Origin of the sequence: Ideonella sp., assembly GCF_035254525.1 — a bacterium.
In the GTDB taxonomy this organism is placed as follows: domain Bacteria; phylum Pseudomonadota; class Gammaproteobacteria; order Burkholderiales; family Burkholderiaceae_C; genus Ideonella.
This window is the reverse complement of record NZ_DATFAN010000198.1, coordinates 81,314-100,657: the sequence shown is the minus strand read 5'-3', so window position 1 is coordinate 100,657 and position 19,344 is coordinate 81,314. Positions and strand designations below refer to the sequence as shown.

General features: G+C 67.4%; 21 protein-coding genes and 1 tRNA gene. 19 read left to right on the top strand and 3 right to left on the bottom strand.

Going from position 1 to position 19,344, the window contains the following annotated elements; translation table 11 throughout:
• From rpsE to VJ693_RS21935, 17 genes are all read left to right on the top strand, one after another.
• On the top strand, positions 1-480 hold a 480-nt coding region (gene rpsE, locus VJ693_RS22015), incomplete at its 5' end, for a 30S ribosomal protein S5 (RefSeq protein ID WP_324157750.1).
• Positions 481-502: 22 nt separating this feature from the next.
• Entirely contained in the window at positions 503-688 is a 186-nt protein-coding gene (gene rpmD / locus VJ693_RS22010; RefSeq protein ID WP_324157748.1) for a 50S ribosomal protein L30, read from the top strand.
• A 25-nt stretch (positions 689-713) separates the two neighbouring features.
• Entirely contained in the window at positions 714-1,145 is a 432-nt protein-coding gene (gene rplO / locus VJ693_RS22005; RefSeq protein WP_324157747.1) for a 50S ribosomal protein L15, read from the top strand.
• A 43-nt stretch (positions 1,146-1,188) separates the two neighbouring features.
• Positions 1,189-2,499, top strand: coding sequence for a preprotein translocase subunit SecY (gene secY / locus VJ693_RS22000; protein WP_324157745.1), 1,311 nt, complete (start codon positions 1,189-1,191; stop codon positions 2,497-2,499).
• Positions 2,500-2,531: 32 nt separating this feature from the next.
• Positions 2,532-2,750, top strand: a complete 219-nt coding sequence (infA, locus tag VJ693_RS21995) for a translation initiation factor IF-1 (protein WP_089416251.1) — start codon at positions 2,532-2,534, stop codon at positions 2,748-2,750.
• Positions 2,751-2,791: 41 nt separating this feature from the next.
• Positions 2,792-2,905: a 50S ribosomal protein L36 gene (rpmJ, locus tag VJ693_RS21990; RefSeq protein WP_058933616.1), complete on the top strand. Its 114-nt coding sequence runs from the start codon at positions 2,792-2,794 to the stop codon at positions 2,903-2,905.
• 35 nt (positions 2,906-2,940) lie between these two features.
• Positions 2,941-3,306, top strand: a complete 366-nt coding sequence (gene rpsM, locus VJ693_RS21985; protein WP_324157741.1) for a 30S ribosomal protein S13 — start codon at positions 2,941-2,943, stop codon at positions 3,304-3,306.
• A gap of 35 nt (positions 3,307-3,341) precedes the next feature.
• Positions 3,342-3,746 (top strand): 30S ribosomal protein S11, encoded by a 405-nt coding sequence (gene rpsK, locus VJ693_RS21980; RefSeq protein ID WP_324157739.1) that lies wholly within the window; start codon positions 3,342-3,344, stop codon positions 3,744-3,746.
• A gap of 212 nt (positions 3,747-3,958) precedes the next feature.
• The gene (rpsD, locus tag VJ693_RS21975; RefSeq protein WP_324157737.1) at positions 3,959-4,582 is read left to right on the top strand and encodes a 30S ribosomal protein S4; all 624 of its coding nucleotides are present in this window, start codon (positions 3,959-3,961) and stop codon (positions 4,580-4,582) included.
• Between the two features lie 149 nt (positions 4,583-4,731).
• Complete coding sequence (locus VJ693_RS21970) at positions 4,732-5,718, top strand: DNA-directed RNA polymerase subunit alpha (RefSeq protein ID WP_324157735.1); 987 nt, start codon at positions 4,732-4,734, stop codon at positions 5,716-5,718.
• A 71-nt stretch (positions 5,719-5,789) separates the two neighbouring features.
• A complete protein-coding gene (gene rplQ / locus VJ693_RS21965; protein WP_324157734.1) occupies positions 5,790-6,185 on the top strand; it encodes a 50S ribosomal protein L17 in 396 nt (131 codons plus the stop codon).
• A gap of 163 nt (positions 6,186-6,348) precedes the next feature.
• The gene (gene dsbD / locus VJ693_RS21960; protein ID WP_324157732.1) at positions 6,349-8,241 is read left to right on the top strand and encodes a protein-disulfide reductase DsbD; all 1,893 of its coding nucleotides are present in this window, start codon (positions 6,349-6,351) and stop codon (positions 8,239-8,241) included.
• Positions 8,242-8,272: 31 nt separating this feature from the next.
• Positions 8,273-8,349 (top strand) — tRNA-Met (locus VJ693_RS21955).
• Positions 8,350-8,531: 182 nt separating this feature from the next.
• Complete coding sequence (gene yajC, locus VJ693_RS21950) at positions 8,532-8,855, top strand: preprotein translocase subunit YajC (protein ID WP_324157730.1); 324 nt, start codon at positions 8,532-8,534, stop codon at positions 8,853-8,855.
• Between the two features lie 90 nt (positions 8,856-8,945).
• On the top strand, positions 8,946-10,841 hold the full coding sequence (gene secD / locus VJ693_RS21945; protein ID WP_324157728.1) for a protein translocase subunit SecD: 1,896 nt from the start codon (positions 8,946-8,948) through the stop codon (positions 10,839-10,841).
• Between the two features lie 36 nt (positions 10,842-10,877).
• Positions 10,878-11,924, top strand: a complete 1,047-nt coding sequence (gene secF, locus VJ693_RS21940) for a protein translocase subunit SecF (protein ID WP_324157726.1) — start codon at positions 10,878-10,880, stop codon at positions 11,922-11,924.
• A 45-nt stretch (positions 11,925-11,969) separates the two neighbouring features.
• Positions 11,970-14,549, top strand: coding sequence for a DUF1631 family protein (locus tag VJ693_RS21935; RefSeq protein ID WP_324157724.1), 2,580 nt, complete (start codon positions 11,970-11,972; stop codon positions 14,547-14,549).
• Between the two features lie 4 nt (positions 14,550-14,553).
• On the opposite strand, the gene VJ693_RS21930 is transcribed toward VJ693_RS21935, so the two are convergent.
• The 3 genes from VJ693_RS21930 to VJ693_RS21920 all read right to left on the bottom strand — a co-directional run bounded on the left by VJ693_RS21930 (position 14,554) and on the right by VJ693_RS21920 (position 17,517).
• Positions 14,554-15,033 carry a DUF494 domain-containing protein gene (locus VJ693_RS21930; protein WP_324157722.1) on the bottom strand — a complete coding sequence of 160 codons (480 nt, stop codon included), beginning with the start codon at positions 15,031-15,033 and terminating at the stop codon, positions 14,554-14,556.
• Positions 15,034-15,122: 89 nt separating this feature from the next.
• Positions 15,123-16,280, bottom strand: a complete 1,158-nt coding sequence (gene dprA / locus VJ693_RS21925; RefSeq protein WP_324157720.1) for a DNA-processing protein DprA — start codon at positions 16,278-16,280, stop codon at positions 15,123-15,125.
• 73 nt (positions 16,281-16,353) lie between these two features.
• On the bottom strand, positions 16,354-17,517 hold the full coding sequence (locus tag VJ693_RS21920; protein WP_414652342.1) for a LysM peptidoglycan-binding domain-containing protein: 1,164 nt from the start codon (positions 17,515-17,517) through the stop codon (positions 16,354-16,356).
• A gap of 292 nt (positions 17,518-17,809) precedes the next feature.
• Here VJ693_RS21920 and def point away from each other — a divergent pair, with 292 nt between their 5' ends.
• Both def and fmt read left to right on the top strand, forming a co-directional pair.
• Positions 17,810-18,325 carry a peptide deformylase gene (gene def / locus VJ693_RS21915; RefSeq protein WP_324157717.1) on the top strand — a complete coding sequence of 172 codons (516 nt, stop codon included), beginning with the start codon at positions 17,810-17,812 and terminating at the stop codon, positions 18,323-18,325.
• Positions 18,322-19,287, top strand: coding sequence for a methionyl-tRNA formyltransferase (fmt, locus tag VJ693_RS21910; RefSeq protein WP_324157715.1), 966 nt, complete (start codon positions 18,322-18,324; stop codon positions 19,285-19,287). Before def ends, fmt begins: the two co-directional genes overlap by 4 nt.
• The last annotated feature ends 57 nt before the right edge of the window (positions 19,288-19,344 follow it).

Below are 19,344 nucleotides of genomic sequence, written 5' to 3'. Positions count from 1 at the left end.
GACGACGGCCTGAAGGAAAAGATGATCGCGGTCAACCGCGTCACCAAGGTCGTCAAGGGCGGCCGCACGCTGAGCTTCGCGGCGCTGACCGTCGTCGGCGACGGCGACGGCCGCATCGGCATGGGCAAGGGCAAGGCCAAGGAAGTGCCGGTGTCGGTGCAGAAGGCCATGGAAGCGGCGCGCCGCAACATGGTCAAGGTCAGCCTGAAGAACGGCACCATCCACCACGTGGTGGAAGGCGAGCACGGTGCGGCCAAGGTGCTGATGGCGCCGGCGCCGGCCGGTACCGGCATCATCGCCGGCGGCCCGATGCGCGCGGTCTTCGAGGTGATGGGTGTGACCGACATCGTCGCCAAGAGCCACGGCTCGACCAACCCGTACAACATGGTGCGCGCCACGCTGGACGCGCTGAAGCGCTCGACCACGCCGGCCGAGGTCGCTGCCAAGCGCGGCAAGTCGGTTGAAGAGATCTTCAACTGATCGGCCACGCAGGAGAACTTCGATGACGGATGCCAAGAAGACCCTGAAGGTCAAGCTGGTCCGCAGCCCGATCGGCTGCAAGGCCTCGCACCGCGACACCGTGCGCGGCCTCGGCCTGCGCAAGCTCAACAGCGAGCGCGTGCTGGAGGACACCCCCGCGGTGCGCGGCATGATCAACAAGATTGCCTACCTGGTGCAGGTGCTGTAAGGCACCCACCGACGAGGAACAGCAAATGCAACTCAACTCGATCAAGCCGGCCACCGGCGCCAAGCACGCCAAGCGCCGTGTCGGCCGTGGCATCGGCTCGGGCCTGGGCAAGACGGCCGGTCGTGGCCACAAGGGCCAGAAATCCCGCGCCGGCGGCTTCCATAAGGTTGGCTTCGAAGGCGGCCAGATGCCGCTGCAGCGTCGCCTGCCCAAGCGCGGCTTCAAGTCAGCCCAACTGAAGTTCAACGCCGAAGTTACCTTGCAGGAACTGCAGGCGCTGGGCGCGGACGAGGTCGATCTGCTGACGCTCAAGCAAGCCGGCCTGGTCGGCGAACTGGTGAAGAACGTCAAGGTCATCAAGTCGGGCGAACTGAGCAAGAAGGTCACGCTCAAGGGCATCGGCGCGACCGCCGGCGCCAAGACGGCGATCGAAGCCGCCGGCGGCTCGCTGGCCTGAAGCGGCTGCAGCCTCGCTAACGACTCGAAGGACACCCACCCTCGTGGCAACCTCCCCGAATCAGCTGGCCAAGACGGGCAAGTTCGGCGACTTGCGTCGCCGGCTTGTCTTTCTGCTGCTGGCGCTCGTGGTCTACCGCCTTGGCGCGCACATTCCCGTACCGGGCATCAACCCGCAACAACTGCAGGCGCTGTTCCAGGGCCAGCAGGGCGGCATCCTGAACCTGTTCAACATGTTCTCGGGTGGTGCTCTGTCGCGGTTCACGGTGTTCGCGCTGGGGATCATGCCGTACATCTCGGCCTCGATCATCATGCAGCTGATGAGCTACGTGGTGCCGTCGCTCGAGGCGCTGAAGAAGGAAGGCGAGTCGGGCCGTCGCAAGATCACGCAGTACACGCGCTACGGCACGCTGCTGCTGGCCTTGTTCCAGTCGCTGGGCATCGCGCTGGCACTGGAAGGGTCGGCGGGCCTCGTGATCAACCCGGGCTTCGGCTTCCGCATCACCGCAGTCGTCAGCCTGGTGGCTGGCACGATGTTCCTGATGTGGCTGGGTGAGCAGATCACCGAGCGTGGCCTCGGCAACGGCATCTCGATCCTGATCTTCGGCGGTATCGCGGCGGGCTTGCCCAATGCGATCGGCGGCCTGTTCGAACTGGTGCGCACCGGCGCGATGAGCATCATCGCCTCGCTGTTCATCATCGCGATCGTGATCGGCGTGACCTTCGCTGTCGTGTTCGTCGAGCGGGGCCAGCGCAAGATCTTGGTCAACTATGCCAAGCGCCAGGTCGGCAACAAGGTGTATGGCGGCCAGTCGTCGCACCTGCCGCTGAAGCTGAACATGTCGGGGGTGATCCCGCCGATCTTCGCGTCGTCGATCATTTTGCTGCCGGCCACGATCGTCGGATGGTTTGCCACCGGCGAGGGCTTGCGCTGGCTGAAAGACATCTCGTCGGCGCTGTCGCCGGGGCAGCCGATCTACGTGATGCTGTATGCCGCGATGATCGTCTTCTTCTGCTTCTTCTACACGGCGCTGGTGTTCAACAGCCGTGAGACGGCGGACAACTTGAAGAAGAGCGGCGCGTTCATCCCCGGCATCCGCCCCGGTGAGCAGACCGCACGGCACATCGACAAGATCCTTTCGCGGCTGACGCTGGCGGGGGCCATCTACATCACGGCCGTGTGCCTGCTGCCTGAATTCCTGGTGCTGAAGTACAACGTACCGTTCTACTTCGGCGGAACCTCGCTGCTGATCATCGTGGTCGTCACGATGGACTTCTGGGCGCAGGTGCAGTCGTATGTGATGAGTCAGCAGTACGAGTCTCTGCTGAAGAAGGCGAATTTCAAGGCCAGCTGAACCGACTCGAACAGCTGCCAGCAAAAGAAACAATGGCGAAAGACGACGTCATCCAGATGCAGGGCGAGATCCTCGAGAACCTGCCCAATGCCACCTTCCGTGTGAAGCTGGAAAACGGGCATGTGGTCCTCGGGCACATCTCCGGCAAGATGCGCATGCACTACATCCGCATCCTCCCTGGTGACCGGGTGACTGTCGAGCTGACGCCATACGATTTGAGTCGCGCTCGGATCGTTTTCCGCGCAAAGTGATCAACGTTCCGTAAGCGTTTGGACCCCTCCAGGAGAAGACCATGAAAGTCTCGGCCTCGGTCAAGAAGATGTGCCGCAATTGCAAGATCATCCGCCGTAACGGCGTGGTTCGCGTGATCTGCACGGACCCCCGCCACAAGCAGCGTCAGGGTTGAGCCACGACGGCTGACAGCGAATCGAAGGAAGCACAATGGCACGTATTGCTGGTATCAACATCCCGCCGCACAAGCACGCGGAGATCGGCCTGACGCACATCTACGGCATCGGCCGCACGACGGCGCAGAAGATCTGCGACGCGGTCGGCATCGCCTACTCGAAGAAGGTCAAGGACCTGACCGACAACGACCTGGAGAAGATCCGGGAAGAGGTGGGCCGGCTGACGATCGAGGGCGACCTGCGCCGAGAGATCTCGATCAACATCAAGCGCCTGATGGACCTGGGCTGCTATCGCGGCTTCCGCCACCGCCGCGGCCTGCCGCTGCGCGGTCAGCGCACCCGCACCAACGCCCGGACCCGCAAGGGCCCGCGCAAGGGTGCTGCCGCGCTGAAGAAGTAAGCGTCGCCCCACGGACCTAGGAAAGAGAACACAACATGGCCAAAGCACCTGCCAACACCGCCGCGCGGCGTGTGAGCAAGAAGATCCGCAAGAACATCGCGGACGGCATTGCCCACGTGCATGCCTCGTTCAACAACACGATCATCACGATCACCGACCGCCAAGGCGGGGCGCTGTCGTGGGCCTCGTCGGGCGGTCAGGGCTTCAAGGGCTCGCGCAAGTCGACCCCGTTCGCTGCGCAGGTCGCCGCCGAAGTGGCCGGCCGTGCCGCGCAGGAACAAGGCATCAAGAACCTCGACGTCCGGATCAAGGGCCCCGGCCCCGGCCGCGAGTCGTCGGTGCGCGCGCTCGCTTCGCTGGGCATCCGCATTAACTCGATTTCGGACATCACCCCGATTCCGCACAACGGCTGCCGCCCGCAAAAGCGCCGCCGCATCTGATGCAGCGCGGGGTCGATGCGACCCTGCTACAATGGAGAGTTTCCCGAATGCCGACCGCGGATTGTCTCCGCGGTCGGCTTATTCACTCCGAAGACCACCGTCTGAGCGCATTCGACAACACCCGCCAGACTCGCGCGCCGGCCCGGCGGCACCCTCGTGGTGCCGCAACGAGCAAATGGGCGCGTCAGCAACACACCTAAGAAGGAAGCAACGTGGCACGTTACCTTGGACCCAAGGCCAAGCTGTCTCGCCGTGAAGGCACTGACCTGTTCCTGAAGAGCGCCCGCCGCGCCATCAGCGACAAGGCCAAGTTCGATTCGAAGCCCGGCCAGCACGGCCGCACTTCCGGCTCGCGCACCTCCGATTTCGGCCTGCAACTGCGCGAGAAGCAGAAGGTCAAGCGGATGTACGGCGTGCTCGAGCGCCAGTTCCGCCGCTACTTCGCCGAAGCCGACCGCCGCAAGGGCAACACCGGCGCCAACCTGCTGTTCCTGCTGGAATCGCGCCTGGACAACGTCGCCTACCGCATGGGCTTCGGATCGACCCGGGCCGAAGCGCGCCAGTTGGTGTCGCATAAGGCGCTGACGGTCAACGGCCAGGTCGTCAACATCCCGTCGTACCAGGTCAAGGCCGGCGATGTGGTTGCGATCCGCGAGAAATCGAAGAAGCAACTGCGCGTGGCTGACGCCCTGAAGCTGGCTGAGTCGATCGGCATGCCCGCCTGGGTGCAGGTCGATGCCTCCAAGATGGAAGGCGTGTTCAAGAAGGTGCCGGACCGCGATGAGTTCGGTGCCGAGATCAACGAATCGCTGATCGTCGAGTTGTACTCGCGTTGATGTCGTTTCGAGGCGCGTGCGCCCGTGTGGCGCGCGCGACCAACGCTGCCGCGGCAAGCCGGTCCCGCGGTGGCGCTTTCGCGCTCCGGTGTGGTCCGTCAGCCTTATCGGTGTAACGAGCCGAGGGTATTGAGAGGAACAGGACTTACATGCAAACCAATCTGCTGAAACCCAAAGCCATCGTTGCGGAGCCGCTTGGCGGCCATCGCGCCAAGGTCACGCTCGAGCCGTTCGAACGGGGCTACGGTCACACGCTCGGCAACGCGCTGCGTCGCGTGCTGCTGTCGTCGATGGTGGGTTACGCGCCGACGGAGGTCACGATCGCCGGCGTGCTGCACGAGTATTCGACGGTCGACGGCGTTGCCGAAGACGTCGTGCACATCATGCTGAACCTGAAGGGCGTGGTCTTCCGCCTGCACAACCGGGACGAAGTCACGCTGGTGCTGCGTAAGGAAGGCGAAGGCCCGGTTACCGCGGCCGACATCCAGACGCCGCACGACGTCGAGATCGTGAATCCCGAGCACGTCATCGCCAACCTGGCGCAAGGCGGCAAGCTCGACATGCAGATCAAGGTCGAGAAGGGCCGTGGCTACGTGCCGGGCAACCTGCGCCGCTACGGCGACGAGCCGACCAAGTCGATCGGCCGCATCGTGCTGGATGCCTCCTTCTCGCCGGTCAAGCGGGTCAGCTACGCGGTCGAGAATGCCCGCGTCGAGCAGCGCACCGACCTGGACAAGCTGGTGATGGAGATCGAGACCAACGGCGCCATTTCGCCGGAGGAAGCGATCCGCGCGTCGGCCAAGATTCTGGTCGAGCAACTCGCTGTCTTCGCCCAGCTGGACGTGGGCGACATCGCCACATTCGACCAGCCGGCCAAGAGCTCGGCGGTGTTCGACCCGATCCTGCTGCGTCCGGTCGACGAGCTCGAGCTGACGGTGCGTTCGGCCAACTGCCTGAAGGCCGAGAACATCTACTACATTGGCGACCTGATCCAGCGCACCGAGACCGAGCTGCTGAAGACGCCGAACTTGGGCCGCAAGTCGCTCAACGAAATCAAGGAAGTGCTTGCCTCGCGTGGTCTCACGCTGGGCGCACGCCTCGAGAACTGGCCCCCGCAGGGCCTGGACAAGCGCTGAGATTCACAGCGCGATGTGCAAGCCCCGGTACCTGACACGGCCGGGGTTCGATAAGGAAAGGAAAGCACACCATGCGTCACCGCAACGGACTTCGTAAACTCAACCGCACCAGCGAGCACCGCGCAGCGATGCTGCGCAACATGTGCGTCTCGCTGCTGCAGCACGAGGCCATCAAGACCACGGTCCCCAAGGCCAAGGAACTGCGCCGGGTCGTCGAGCCGCTGATCACGCTGGGCAAGCAGCCGACGGTGGCCAATCGCCGCCTGGCTTTCGCCCGCCTGCGCGACCGCGACGTCGTGACCAAGCTGTTCAATGAACTGGGCCCGCGTTACCAGGCCCGCCCGGGCGGCTACACGCGCATTCTGAAGATGGGCTTCCGCGTCGGCGACAATGCGCCGATGGCCTTTGTCGAGCTGGTCGATCGCCCCGAAGTGGCGGGCGAGCCTGCCGAAGCGGCGGTGGAATAAGCCGCATCAGCGGTTCCTCCTGCGAGGTACCAGCGAGACACGATCGAGAAAGAGGGCCGGCCATGCTGGCCCTTTCTGTTTTTTGCGCGGCCAGAGGCTCACGAGGCCGCTGCGGCGCCCAACGGCGCGGAACCCGCGCGGCGCTTGATTCTCTGAGAACGACATGAATGGATCGTTGAACCCGCTACGGCCTTGGTCCCCACCCCTGCCGGCCTGGTTGTTGGGCTGCCTGCTGGCGGTCTGGCTGGCGTTCGCCGCGGCGCCGGCACGCGCGGCCGACGAGTTCCTCGAGCCCGAGCAGGCCTTCCCGCTCGAGGTGCGCGCCGACGGCCCGAAGACGCTGGTGCTGAGCTTTCGCACTGTCCCGGGCTACTACCTCTACCGAGAGAAACTCCACTTCGCCACCCCCGGCGCGACGCTGGGCGAGCCGGAGTTGCCAGCCGGCCAGGTGAAGTTCGACGAGAACTTCCAGAAGAACGTCGAGACCTACCATGGCCCGCTCGACGTGCGCCTGCCGGTCAGCCAGGCAGGCGCCGATGGATTCACGCTCGACGTGGTCTCCCAAGGGTGCGCCGACGCCGGCCTGTGCTACCCCCCGCTGACCCGGCAGGTGCGTGTCTCGCTCGCCGGGTTCGGGGGCGACGGGTCGGTCGCGCTGCTCGGCGAAGGTGCCATGGCCAAGGTCGCAGGCCAGGTGCTCGGAGCCTCGCGGGCGCCGGCCGAGGCTTCGCCGGGCCTCACATCGGGTGACGCGCCGGGCGAGGGTGACCGGGTGCAGCGGGTGCTGCAAAGCGGTTCGTGGTGGACGGCCGTCGGAGCTTTCTGGCTGATGGGCTTGCTGCTCGCATTCACGCCTTGCGTACTGCCGATGCTGCCGATCCTGTCGTCGATCCTGACCGGCGGCGCCGAGGTCTCGCGCCGGCGCGGCTTCCTGCTCGCGGCCTCGTACTCGTTGGGCATGGCCCTGGTCTACACCGCGCTCGGCGTCGCTGCCGGCCTGGCCGGCGAGGGGCTGGCGGCGGCGCTGCAAAAGCCTGCGGTGCTTGCAGGCTTCGCGCTGCTGCTGGCGCTGTTCTCGCTGTCGATGTTCGATGTCTACGAACTGCGGCTGCCGCACGCCCTGTCGAACAAGCTCGACGGGGCTTCGCGTCGGCTGCCCGGGGGCCAACTGGCAGGCGTGTTCCTGATGGGTGGCTTGTCGGCGTTGATCGTCAGCCCCTGTGTCACCGCGCCGCTGGCTGGGGCGCTGCTGTTCCTCAGCCAGACTCGCGACGTGGCGTTGTCGGCGAGCGCCTTGTTCGCGCTGGCGGTCGGCATGAGTACTCCCCTGCTACTGCTCGGTGCGTCGGCCGGCGCATGGCTGCCGCGCTCGGGGGCCTGGATGCATGTGATCAAGCGCTTCTTCGGCCTGGTGCTGCTGGGGGTGGCGCTGTGGGTCGTACAGCCGGTGCTGCCGGCGCCTGTCGTTCTGGCCCTGTGGGGCGCCCTGCTGCTGATCAGCGGCTTCATGCTGCGTCCCTTCGATGCGAATCCGCACAGCGGTGCGCCCCGCGTCTGGCTGCAGCGCGCGGCCGGTGTCGCGGCGCTGGCCTGGGGCGTGATGATGCTCGGCGGTGCGGCGTCCGGCGGGCGCGACCCGTTGCAGCCGCTGGCCCACCTGGCGATGGCGGCCGATCACGGCGAAGTCGCGGTCGCCGCGCCCTTGCCGTTCGCGCCGGTGCGCAGCCTTGCCGAGCTCGATGCGCAGCTGCAGCGTGCCGGCCGCCCGGTGATGCTCGACTTCTACGCCGACTGGTGTGTCTCCTGCAAGGAGATGGAGCGCTTCACCTTCAGCGATCCCGACATCCGCGCCCGCTTGTCGAAGGCCCTGCTGCTCAAGGCCGACGTGACAGCCAACAGCGACGACGACCGCGCGCTGCTCAAGCGCTTCCAGCTCTTTGGCCCGCCGGGCACGATCTTCTTCGATGCACAGGGCAAGGAATTGCGCGAGCCGCGGGTGATTGGCTTCCAGAACAGCGCGCGTTTCGGGAAAAGCCTGAACGAGGCTGGCCTGTAGCCGAATTCCATGCTATAGTTCGTCTTTCTGTCGCGGGGTGGAGCAGTCTGGTAGCTCGTTGGGCTCATAACCCAAAGGTCGCAGGTTCAAATCCTGCCCCCGCAACCAGTCACCCAACCAGCGATTTCGAGATCGAGGTTCGGCCCGATCGAGGTTGACGCCAAGCCCTCCCTACCCGTGTGTAGCGAGGGCTTGTTTGTTTGTGGCCCGGCCTGGTTCGATGGCGCGGTGCCCCCAACTACAATGCCGCGCCGCCGACCGGCGCACTGTCACTGAAGAAGGACCCCTCCGTGTTCATTTCCAATGCCTACGCCCAGAGCACTGCCACCAATGGCGGCACCGCCGGCAGCCTGATGCAGTTCCTGCCGCTGGTGCTGATGTTCGTGGTGCTGTACTTCATCATGATCCGCCCGCAGATGAAGCGGCAGAAGGAGCACAAGGCGATGATCGACGCGCTGGCCAAGGGTGACGAAGTCGTCATCGGCGGCGGCGTGATCGGCCGGGTCGCCAAGCTGGGTGACAGCGTGCTGCACGTCGAGGTCGCAAAGGACGTCGAGATCCAGGTCCAGCGCTCGGCGGTGGTTCAGGTGCTGCCCAAGGGCAGCTACAAGTAAGCCGCTGCGCCTCGATCTGACGGTGCGCGTCACGCGCACCACGCCGGCGGCGCCGCGCTGCGCGTCCGGCCACCGGCACGAAAGCCCGACATGAACCGATATCCCCTGTGGAAGTACCTGCTGCTGGCCTTCGCGCTGGTGGTCGGCCTGGTCTACACGCTGCCCAATTTCTTCGGCGAAGCGCCGGCGGTGCAGGTCTCCAGCGGCAAGGCCACGCTGAAGATCGACGCGGCGATGGTCGAGCGGGTGCGGCAGGTGCTGCAAGGCGCCAGCATCCAGCCCGATTTCGTTCAGTTCGAGGGCAATTCGGTGAAGGCGCGGCTGGCCGACACCGACACGCAGATCAAGGCCAAGGACGCCCTGTCCAAGGCCTTGAATACCGACCCGGCCGATCCCTCGTACATCGTCGCGCTGAACCTGGTGTCGCGTTCGCCCCAGTGGCTGACGACGCTGCACGCCTTGCCGATGTACCTGGGTTTGGATTTGCGCGGCGGCGTGCACTTCCTGATGCAGGTCGACATGAAGGCCGCGCTGACGAAGAAGGCCGAATCGCTGACCGGCGACATCCGGACCACGCTGCGCGACAAGAACATCCGCCACTCGGGCATCACGCGCGAAGGCAACACCGTCGAACTGCGCTTTCGCGACGCCGCGGTGCGCGCGAGCGCCCAGGCCGTCCTTGCCGAGACCCAGCCCGACGTGCTCTGGGCCGAAGGCACGGCCGGCAACGGCGACCTGACGCTGACCGGCACGCTCAAGCCCGAGGCGATGCGCAAGGTGCAGGAAGCGGCGCTCAAGCAGAACATCACGACGCTGCACAACCGGGTCAACGAGCTCGGCGTGGCTGAGCCGGTGATCCAGCAGCAGGGGCTGGACCGCGTCGTCGTGCAGCTGCCCGGCGTGCAGGACACCGCCAAGGCCAAGGACATCATCGGCCGTACCGCGACCCTCGAACTGCGCATGGTCGACGACTCGGCCGAGGCCGCCGCGGCGGCCACCGGCGGCGGGCCGGTGCCCTTCGGCACCGAACGGTATGTCGAGCGTGGCGGTGGCCCGCTGATGGTCAAGCGCCAGGTCATCCTGACCGGCGACAGCCTGAGCGACGCACAACCCGGCTTCGACGATCACCAGCAACCGGCGGTGCACCTGACGGTCGATGCCAAGGGTGCGCGCATCATGCGCGACATCTCGCGCGAGAACATCGGCAAGCGCATGGCGATCCTGCTGTTCGAGAAGGGCAAGGGCGAGGTCGTGACCGCACCGGTGATCCGCGGAGAGCTGGGCGCGCGCTTCCAGATCTCGGGCCGGATGACGACGCAGGAGGCCAGCGACACCGCGCTGCTGCTGCGCGCCGGGTCGCTTGCCGCGCCAATGGAGATCATCGAGGAGCGCACGATCGGCCCGAGCCTCGGTGCCGACAACATCGCCAAGGGCTTCGCCAGCGTGACCTACGGCTTCGCTGCGATCGCCGTGTTCATGTGTCTGTACTACCTGTTGTTCGGGATGTTCTCGACGCTGGCGCTGGCCTTCAACCTGTTGATGCTGATCGCGGTGCTGTCGATGATGCAGGCCACCCTGTCGCTGCCGGGCATCGCGGCGATCGCGCTGGCGCTGGGCATGGCGATCGACTCGAACGTGCTGATCAACGAGCGGGTGCGCGAGGAATTGCGCGGCGGCGCGTCGCCCCAGGCCGCGATCAACGCGGGCTACGAGCGCGCCTGGGCGACCATCCTGGACTCCAACATCACCACGCTGATCGCCGGCCTCGCGCTGCTGGCCTTCGGCTCCGGCCCGATCCGCGGCTTCGCGGTCGTGCACTGCCTGGGCATCATGACCTCGATGTTCTCGGCGGTGATGTTCTCGCGCGGCCTGGTCAACCTCTGGTACGGCCGGCAGAAGAAACTGAAGTCGGTCTCGATCGGCCAGGTCTGGCGCCCTGAAGGCGCTGCCGTGCCGGCCACCTCCGACGCTGCCGACAAGGCCTGACCCGCGCCGTACGCGCCCATCCCCAAAGGTCACCTCATGGAATTCTTCAGAATCCGGCGCGACATCCCGTTCATGCGGCACGCGCTGGTGTTCAACATCATCTCGGCCGTCACCTTTCTCGCCGCCGTGTTCTTCCTCGCAACGCGGGGGCTGCACTTCTCGAACGAGTTCACCGGAGGCACCGTGCTCGAGGTCGAGTACGTCCAGCCGGCCGAGCTGGCCAAGGTGCGCGGCATTGTCGAAGGCATGGGGTCCGGCGAGGTGCAGGTGCAGAACTTCGGCACCTCGCATGACGTGATGATCCGTCTGCCGGTGCGCCGCGGCGAGAAGCAGGCCGAGCAGTCGAAGCTCGCCGAACAGGTGTTTGCGGCGCTGTGCAAGGCCGAGCAGGGCACTGTGTCGAGTCGCCAGTACACGACGCCCCAGGGCGAGGCGGTCAGCCGCCCGGCCTGCGACGCCGGCGGCGCCGAGCCGCTGAAGCTCTCGCGAACCGAGTTCGTCGGCCCATCGGTCGGCGCCGAGCTCGCCGAGGACGGCGCGAAGGCCCTGGCCTTCGTCGTCATCGGCATCATGATCTACCTGGCGATCCGCTTCGAGTGGAAGTTCTCGGTCGCCGCGATCATCGCCAACCTGCACGACGTGGTGATCATCCTGGGCTTCTTCGCCTACTTCCAATGGGAGTTCTCGTTGGCGGTGCTGGCGGCGGTGCTGGCGGTGCTGGGCTATTCGGTCAACGAATCGGTGGTGATCTTCGACCGGATCCGCGAGGCCTTCCGCCGGTTCCGCAAGATGAACACCCACGAGGTGATCGACCACGCGATCACCTCGACGATGAGCCGCACCATCATCACCCACGGCTGCACGCAGATGATGGTGCTGTCGATGCTGCTGTTCGGCGGACCGACCTTGCACTACTTCGCGGTCGCCTTGACGATCGGCATCCTGTTCGGCATCTACTCGTCGGTCTTCGTGGCCGCGGCCATTGCGATGTGGCTGGGCGTCAAGCGCGAGGATCTGATCAAGGGTGGCCCCGCCAAGGAGGGCGGCGACCCGAACGATCCGAACGCCGGGGCGGTGGTGTAGAGTCAAAGTTCACCACACGGCCTGCCTGCCGGACCTGACGCCCACATGCCTGCTTCTTCGGCCCAGACCAGCCTGCTCGACCAAGCCCGTCTCTACTTCGCCGAGCGCCTGGTCAAGGAGTTCCAGCCCTGGCTGGACGCCGCGTTGGCAGGGGCCCAGGCGCTGAACGAGAAACCGGCCGAACGCACGATCGCCCAGCAGCGGCGCGACATGCTGCAGGAGCTCATGCGCCACGGCAGCAAGTGGCCGGGGCAGCTGGCCGATCGTGTGCACCGGCAGATGTCGGCCGTGAGCGTGGCTGGTGCGGCGGCCGCGGCCAGCCCGGATCCATTCAGCATCAGCATCACCGGCGGCGGCCTGGACCTGAAGCTGGTCGACGACGACACGATCCAGCGCGAGATCCTCGTTTCGCGCCTGGCCCAAGGCATGCTCGACAAGGGCTTGTGGGAGTTCAACGACCTGCGCGCGCGCCTGACGGCGCTGTTGCGCCAGCCCGAGTTGGGTGACGAGGACCTGTTTCGGCCCCCGGTGCTTGCCGAGTGCGTCATCCAGGCCTGGACCGATGCCGGTCTGTCGCTCGACACCTGGCGGGGGCTGGAGGAGGTGCTGGTCAAGGCCTGCGCCAAACCGCTCGAGGGGGTCTGGAAAGAGACCAACAAGTGGCTGATCGACCGTGGCGTGATGCCGGAGGTCGACTTGCGTGGCGCGATCCGCCGCTCCGACGGGACCTCCACCTCGCCCGGCAAGCTCGGCGCGCCGGAGCCCGAGCCGACTCGTGGCGGAGCCAGCACGCGCTTTGCCGACACCTCGGTCGCCTCGGCGCCGATGCCGCCATCGGGCGGACGCTCCAGTGTCTATGGCAGCACCGGCTATGGGGCTGGCGGCGCGATGGGCGGTGGGGCCGGCGGTGCTGCTGCATCGGGCCCCGGCGCGCCCGGTGGAGGGGCGGGCGGCGGCATCGCGGGCGGCGGTGCCGGGTCGGCCGCGCCCGTCGGCGGCGGCGCCGGCCCGGCCGGTGCCCCGGGCCAGACGTTTGGCGGGCCACAGCCGCCTCAGAGCATCCTGCACGGGCACAGCGTCGACGACGAGACGCGCATGATGACGCGGCCGGTGTCCGGCGGCGGCTCGGCGCGGGCCGATTTCGTGCTGCAGCACTTTTCCGAGGTGATGGAGCGCCACCTGCCGGGTTTCCGCGACACGACGAACGCCCGTCCGGCGTCGGCGCGCCTGTCGGAGGCCATGGCCAAGGCTCAGCAGCGGCTGGTCGAGCAGGCCGGTGGCCCGGCCGGCGACGGTGCCGTGGCAGGCGGCGTCGGTGGGGCCGCCGCGCCCACGCCCGAGGTGCTGCTGCAGGAGCTGCGCGATCGCCAGACGGCACTGAAGGCGGCCGCGACCACGCCCGCTGAGCGGGCGACGGTCGAACTCGTCGCGCTGCTGTTCCAGGCCATCCTGACCGAAGAGCGGATCCCGGCACAACTGCGGGTGTGGTTCGCGCGGCTGCAGATGCCGACGCTGCGTGTCGCGATCGCCGAGCCGGATTTCTTCTCCACCGCGGATCACCCGGCGCGCCGGCTGATCGACCGCATGGGGGCCTGCGTGATGGGCTTCGAAGGCGGTGCCGAGGTGCTCGGCACGCCGCTCGAGGGCGAGATCAAGCGTGTCGTGCAGGTCGTCGAGGCCTTCCCCGACACCGGCCGGCGCGTGTTCCAGACCGTGCTCAACGAGTTCGAGAAATTTCTCGAAGGATACTTTCGCGAGCAGAACGAGAAGAGCCGTGCTGGTGTCTCGCTCGCGCAGCAGGTCGAGCAGCGGGAGACGCTGGCGATCCAGTACACGATCGAGCTGCGCAAGCTGCTCGGCGACGTGCCGGTGCACGAGGGCATCCGCGAATTCCTGTTCCACGTCTGGGCCGACGTGTTGGCCACCGCCGCGGTGCGGCACGGCCCGCACAGCCCCGAGGTCAAGACCGTGCGCGCGGCAGCCAGCGAGTTGCTGTGGACGGCCAGCGCCAAGACCAACCGCGAAGACCGTGCCGAGGTGATCCGTCGGCTGCCGCCGCTGTTGACCACCTTGCGCCAGGGCATGGCGTCGGTGGGCCTCGCCGCCGAGAAACAGGAAAATGCGATCAAGTCGCTGAATCTCGCTTTGACTGCGGCCTTCAGCGCGCGCGCCACCGCGATCAGCCCGCAGCAGCTCGATGAGCTGAAGGAGCGGCTCGAGATGCTCGAGGAGCTCTTGCCCGAAGAGGATGTCGAAATCGACGAGAGCTGGGTGCTCGACAGCAGCAGTCACCAGCAAGAAGGCCTGGAGATCGTCGCCGACGGGGGCTCGATGCCGGGCCCGGCGATGCTGCAGTGGGCGGCCGAGCTGCAACTGGGGGCCGCCTTCATGCTGGATTGGCGGGGTCGCCAGCAGTCGGTGCGTCTGGTCTGGCAGGGCATGAGCCGGCAGTTGTCGTTGTTCTCGGCGGCCGACGGCCGCTGCGTGCTGTTCCAGAAGGCGCGCCTGGCGGCCTTTCTTCAGGCCGGCTTGTTGGTGCCGCTGCAGGACGAGTCGCTCACGGTCGCCGCCACGCGCAACGCAATCGAGAAGATCAAGGCCGATCCGGCCCGGCTGCTGGCCTGACGGCTCAGTGGATCAGCCGGTCCTCCGGCGCGACGAAAAGCTCGTCGAGGATCAGCGCATCGGGCTCTTCGCCCAGGCTCCAGAAGACCATCAGCACGATGATCTTCAGGTCGTCCAGATCCAGCGGCCCGGCACCGACCGCGGTGGCGCGGTCGATCACCATCTCGCGCAGCGGCGCGGTCAGCACGCCAGCGGATTCGAGGAAGCTGATGAAGCCGATCGATTCGTCACCGAGCAGCTCCTGTTCTTCGCGCAGATATATCCGCACGCTGGCCGGGGATTGGGCCAGCGCCGCCACATTCGCCGGGGCCTCGGCGCTCAGCTCGTCGGTGCGCAGCGCCAGGCCGTCGAGCCAATGCAGGGCCTCCTGGATCTCGTCCGATTCGAAGCCGACGGCCGAGAGCTTGCGGGTCAGCTGCTCATGGTCGGGGCACGCGTCGGGCCGCCAGTAGTTTTCGTACAGGTAGACCAGAACGTCGAACATGGGACCACTATAACCGAGCGCCCATGACCCGGTTGGCCGCGTTTGACGGCGTTCGCGTGCGATGTTTCGCTGCTTGCCGTGCCTCAGAATCAGCCCGTGGCGCGGCGCTGGAACAGGCCCCCGGGCAGCCGCGCCACCCGGCCCTCGAGCTCGAGCGCCAACAGGTGCGCCTGCAATTCGGCCGCCGGCCAGCCCGTGCGGTCGGACAAGGCATCCAGCGTCATCGGGTCGTGGCCGAGGGCCGTCAGCAGCGGGTCCTCCTCGGCGGCCGGCTCGTGCCTGGCGAGGGGCGCGGCCTGCGGGGCGGGCGCGCCGATTGGCGGGGGCATCCGCAGCTCCTGCAGGATGTCGTCGGCTGTTTCCACCAGCTTGGCGCCTTCCTTGATCAGCCGGTGGCACCCCCGGGACTGCGGGTTGTGGATGGAACCTGGAATCGCAAACACCTCGCGCCCACATTCGGCCGCCAGGCGGGCGGTGATCAGCGAGCCCGACTGCACGGCGGCCTCGACCACCAGCGTGCCCAACGACAGGCCGGCGATGATGCGGTTGCGCCGCGGGAAATGCTCTGCCAGCGGCTCGGCGCCCAGGCAGAACTCGCTCAGGATCAGCCCGGCGCCGTCGATCATCCGGTGCGCCAGCGCGTGGTGCCGCTTCGGGTAGACGCGGTCCAGGCCGGTGCCCACGACGGCAATCGTCCCGCCCTGGCCGCTGGCCTCGGCGCCGGCCAGGGCCCCATCATGGGCGGCACCATCGATGCCGAGCGCGAGGCCCGAGACGATGACCAGGCCCGAGGCGCTCAGGTGGCGGGCAAAGGCCCTCGCGTTGTCCAGCCCGCCCGTCGTCGCGTGCCGGCTGCCGACGATGGCCAGTGAAGGCGGGGCCAGCAGAGACAGGCGTCCCTGGGCGTAGAGCAGCAGCGGTGGGTCGGCGATTTCCAGCAGCGCCGACGGGTACGCCGGATCGCCGAGCGTCAACAAGTGCCGGCGATCGGGGTCGGCCTCCAGCCAGGCCAGGGTGGTCGCGAACAAGGCTTCGTGGTCGAGCGCGGGCTGGATCAGGGCCTGGGCGGCCGCGCCGCCACCCACTTCCCGCCAGGCCGTGGGGCCGGCGGCCACGGCGTGTTGCGGTGAGCCGAAGGCAGCCAGCAGCCGCCGCGCGGCGCTCGGCCCCAGGCCGGGTGAATGGACCAGGCGCAGCCAGGCCCGCAGTTCATCGGCGGGCAGGGCGGGCGCGGTGGTGGGCAGCATGGGCTCGGGACGGCGCCCCGGTCGTCACTGGCCGTGACGCCTTGGCGGGCGCCGGGACGGGGGCGTCAGCGGCTCAAGGCTGGGTGAACAGGTCGCCGGCTGACACTGGATCCTGCACCTGCAGGATCAGCGCGTAGGACACACGCTCGAAGACGCGGAACACGAACAGCAGGCCGTGGCGCTCGTCGGGCAGGCGGATCGGTGTGCGCGCCTCATCGGTGCTGTCGACCCGCGCGGTGCCGGCGCGCCACAGCGCGAGCACATGGCCGCGCTCCATGCCGTCACGGGCGCCGCGGTTCAGCGCGACGATCTGGTTCTGGCCGGCATTCAGGCTGTCGCCGTACACCGAGACGATGCGGCCGCGCATCGGCGCGCCCGGCGCATGCGGTGCAAAAGCCTCCACGTCGCGCGCCGGCGCCGGCGCCAGGCGGTCGCCGACATTGGCTTCCTCGCGCAGGCTGGTGATCGTGATCGTGGCCGGCACCAGCTCGGTCTTGCCATCGGGCAGCTGGCGGACCTCACCGGGCCGCACGTACTCGGCCGCACCGACGAAGCGCGCCTCGAAGCCGAGCAACTCGCGCGTATCGGGGTCGATCAGCGGGCGAGGCTCGCGAAACAGCTGCCAATTGCGGGCAGGCGACAGGTCACCACGCACATACGCGTTCTCGCCCTTGGAGGCCATGACCCGGCCCTCCTGCGTGGCGACCACGCGGGGCGCGCTTTCCAGCGTGTTCGAATCGAGCACGATCGCGTCGTTGAGGAACGGCCCGATCAGGTGCATCGGCACCGAGGCGATGGCGTCGTCCGGCAGCGGCTCGGCCCGCACGCGCGGCGACAGCTTGCCCTCCTGGTTGGTCTCGACCGGCTTGGCGGTGCGCAGCCGCGCGCGGCCGCCGGTCTTGTCCAGGTACAGCATCTGGCCCGGGTAGATCAGGTGCGGGTTGCGGATCTCGTCGAGGTTCATGCCCCACAGCTCGGGCCAGCGCCAGGGGCTCTTGAGGAAGAGCTTGGAAATGTCCCACAGCGTGTCGCCGCGCTTGATCGTGTAGGTGTCGGGCGCGTTAGGCGCCAGCTCGGACAGCGGCACGCCGGCTTCGGCCACCTGCTGGGCGGTGGCGCGCTGGCCCGGCGTGACGGGCCATTGGGCCGCCGCTGCCGACATCGACGCCAGCCCCACGGTAACGGCCACGAACCAGGTAGAAGGTGGCAAAAGGGACTGGCGCACTGTTCGGCTCATGAATGGACACTCCCGGGCGATGAGCCGGAAATCTTTGGCGGTGCAACAATTCCGGTTGGGCACCGACTCATGGCAACGACCAAGCCACGACGGCCTGGGCTGCGAAAAACCCGGTCTCCCACCCGAACGCAAAGCTGAGAAAGCTCGGCAAATTCTGCCCCTAAACCATTGATGTCGCAAACAAACTGGCCGGCTCCGTGCAACCCTTTGTCACGAGAACCCGTTTCATTCGTTGCGCCACGTTGACAACCTGGGGCAAGCCCCAAGGTACCCCGCTGCTCCGTTTCCACCCATGGCCCTGCTTCCGATCCTGCGCTACCCGGACCCCCGTCTGCACACCGTCGCCGTCCCGGTGGACGAGGTCGACGACCAAGTGCGTCAACTCGTCGACGACATGCTGCAGACCATGTACGAGGCCGAAGGCGTGGGGCTCGCGGCGACCCAGGTCGACGTGCATCGCCGGGTGATCGTCATCGATACCTCCGAGCAGCGCGACGCCCCCCGCGTGCTGATCAACCCTGAACTGCTGGGGGTCAGCGAGGAGATGGTGGTCGGCGAGGAGGGCTGCCTGTCGGTGCCGACGATCTATGACGCCGTACCGCGCCACGCCCGCGTGACCGTGCGCGCGCTCGGGCGCGACGGTCGATCCTACGAGTTCGACGCCGAGGGGCTGGAGGCCGTCTGCGTGCAGCACGAGATGGATCACCTGCTGGGCAAGGTCTTCGTCGAGTACCTCAGCCCGCTCAAGCGTGAGCGCATCAAGACCAAGATGCTGAAGAAGACGCGCGACGAGCAGAAGCGGCGATGAGCCATCCCCTCAGGGTCGCCTTCGCCGGTACGCCGGAGTTCGCTGCCGCGGCGCTGGCGGCCATCCATGCCGCGGGCCATCTGGTTCCGTTGGTGCTGACCCAACCCGACCGCCCGGCGGGGCGCGGCATGAGGCTGTCACCATCGCCAGTCAAGCAGTTGGCGCTTGCTCACGGACTGGCGATTGCCCAGCCCCAAGGGCTGAGGCTGGACGGCAAGCATGCGGTTGACGCCGCGCAGGCCCGCGCCGCGCTGGAAGTCGCTGCGCCGGACGTGATGGTGGTCGCGGCCTACGGTCTGATCCTGCCGCAGTGGGTGCTCACCCTGCCTCGGATGGGCTGCCTGAACATCCACGCTTCGCTGCTGCCGCGCTGGCGCGGCGCGGCGCCGATCCACCGCGCGATCGAGGCGGGCGATGCCGAAACCGGCATCACGATCATGCAGATGGACGAGGGACTGGACACGGGCGGCATGCTGGCCGTCGGCCGCGAGGCGATTGCGCCGACGGACACCACCGGCCGCCTGCACGACCGCCTGGCGGCGCTCGGGGGCCGGATGATCGTGCAGGCCTTGGTCGACGCCGAAGCCGGCCGGCTTCGCGCGACGCCGCAGCCGGCCGAGGGGGTGAGCTATGCCCACAAGATCGCCAAGGCCGAGGCCGCGATCGACTGGACTCAGCCGGCGGCCGCGATCGAGCGGCGTGTGCGCGCCTTCGACCCCTTCCCCGGCGCCAGCTTCGAGCTCGACGGCGAGACCGTGAAGCTGTGGCAGGCCGCCGTGCGGCCCGAGGTGCGCGGCCCGGCCGGCCAGGTGGTCGAGGCCGACGGCCAGCGGCTGGTGGTGGCCTGTGGCGAAGGTGGGCTGGATCTGCTGCAACTGCAACGACCCGGCGGCAAGCGCCTGCCGGCCACGGCGTTCGTGCAGGCCAAGCCCGGCCTGCAGGGCGCCAAGCTCGGGCATTGAACTCGCCCGGCGCGGCCGCATCTGAACCGGTATCCTGACTTCATACGCGCCCGCCGA

Coding starts and splice junctions, on each gene's coding strand:
- def (WP_324157717.1), top strand. CDS start 17,810: ATGGCCCTGCTTCCGATCCTGCGCTACCCGGACCCCCGTCTGCACACC.
- dprA (WP_324157720.1), bottom strand. CDS start 16,280: ATGCTGCCCACCACCGCGCCCGCCCTGCCCGCCGATGAACTGCGGGCC.
- rpsM (WP_324157741.1), top strand. CDS start 2,941: ATGGCACGTATTGCTGGTATCAACATCCCGCCGCACAAGCACGCGGAG.
- secF (WP_324157726.1), top strand. CDS start 10,878: ATGGAATTCTTCAGAATCCGGCGCGACATCCCGTTCATGCGGCACGCG.
- rplO (WP_324157747.1), top strand. CDS start 714: ATGCAACTCAACTCGATCAAGCCGGCCACCGGCGCCAAGCACGCCAAG.
- rplQ (WP_324157734.1), top strand. CDS start 5,790: ATGCGTCACCGCAACGGACTTCGTAAACTCAACCGCACCAGCGAGCAC.
- VJ693_RS21930 (WP_324157722.1), bottom strand. CDS start 15,033: ATGTTCGACGTTCTGGTCTACCTGTACGAAAACTACTGGCGGCCCGAC.
- rpsK (WP_324157739.1), top strand. CDS start 3,342: ATGGCCAAAGCACCTGCCAACACCGCCGCGCGGCGTGTGAGCAAGAAG.
- rpmD (WP_324157748.1), top strand. CDS start 503: ATGACGGATGCCAAGAAGACCCTGAAGGTCAAGCTGGTCCGCAGCCCG.
- VJ693_RS21920 (WP_414652342.1), bottom strand. CDS start 17,517: ATGAGCCGAACAGTGCGCCAGTCCCTTTTGCCACCTTCTACCTGGTTC.
- VJ693_RS21935 (WP_324157724.1), top strand. CDS start 11,970: ATGCCTGCTTCTTCGGCCCAGACCAGCCTGCTCGACCAAGCCCGTCTC.
- infA (WP_089416251.1), top strand. CDS start 2,532: ATGGCGAAAGACGACGTCATCCAGATGCAGGGCGAGATCCTCGAGAAC.
- secD (WP_324157728.1), top strand. CDS start 8,946: ATGAACCGATATCCCCTGTGGAAGTACCTGCTGCTGGCCTTCGCGCTG.
- dsbD (WP_324157732.1), top strand. CDS start 6,349: ATGAATGGATCGTTGAACCCGCTACGGCCTTGGTCCCCACCCCTGCCG.
- fmt (WP_324157715.1), top strand. CDS start 18,322: ATGAGCCATCCCCTCAGGGTCGCCTTCGCCGGTACGCCGGAGTTCGCT.
- rpmJ (WP_058933616.1), top strand. CDS start 2,792: ATGAAAGTCTCGGCCTCGGTCAAGAAGATGTGCCGCAATTGCAAGATC.
- VJ693_RS21970 (WP_324157735.1), top strand. CDS start 4,732: ATGCAAACCAATCTGCTGAAACCCAAAGCCATCGTTGCGGAGCCGCTT.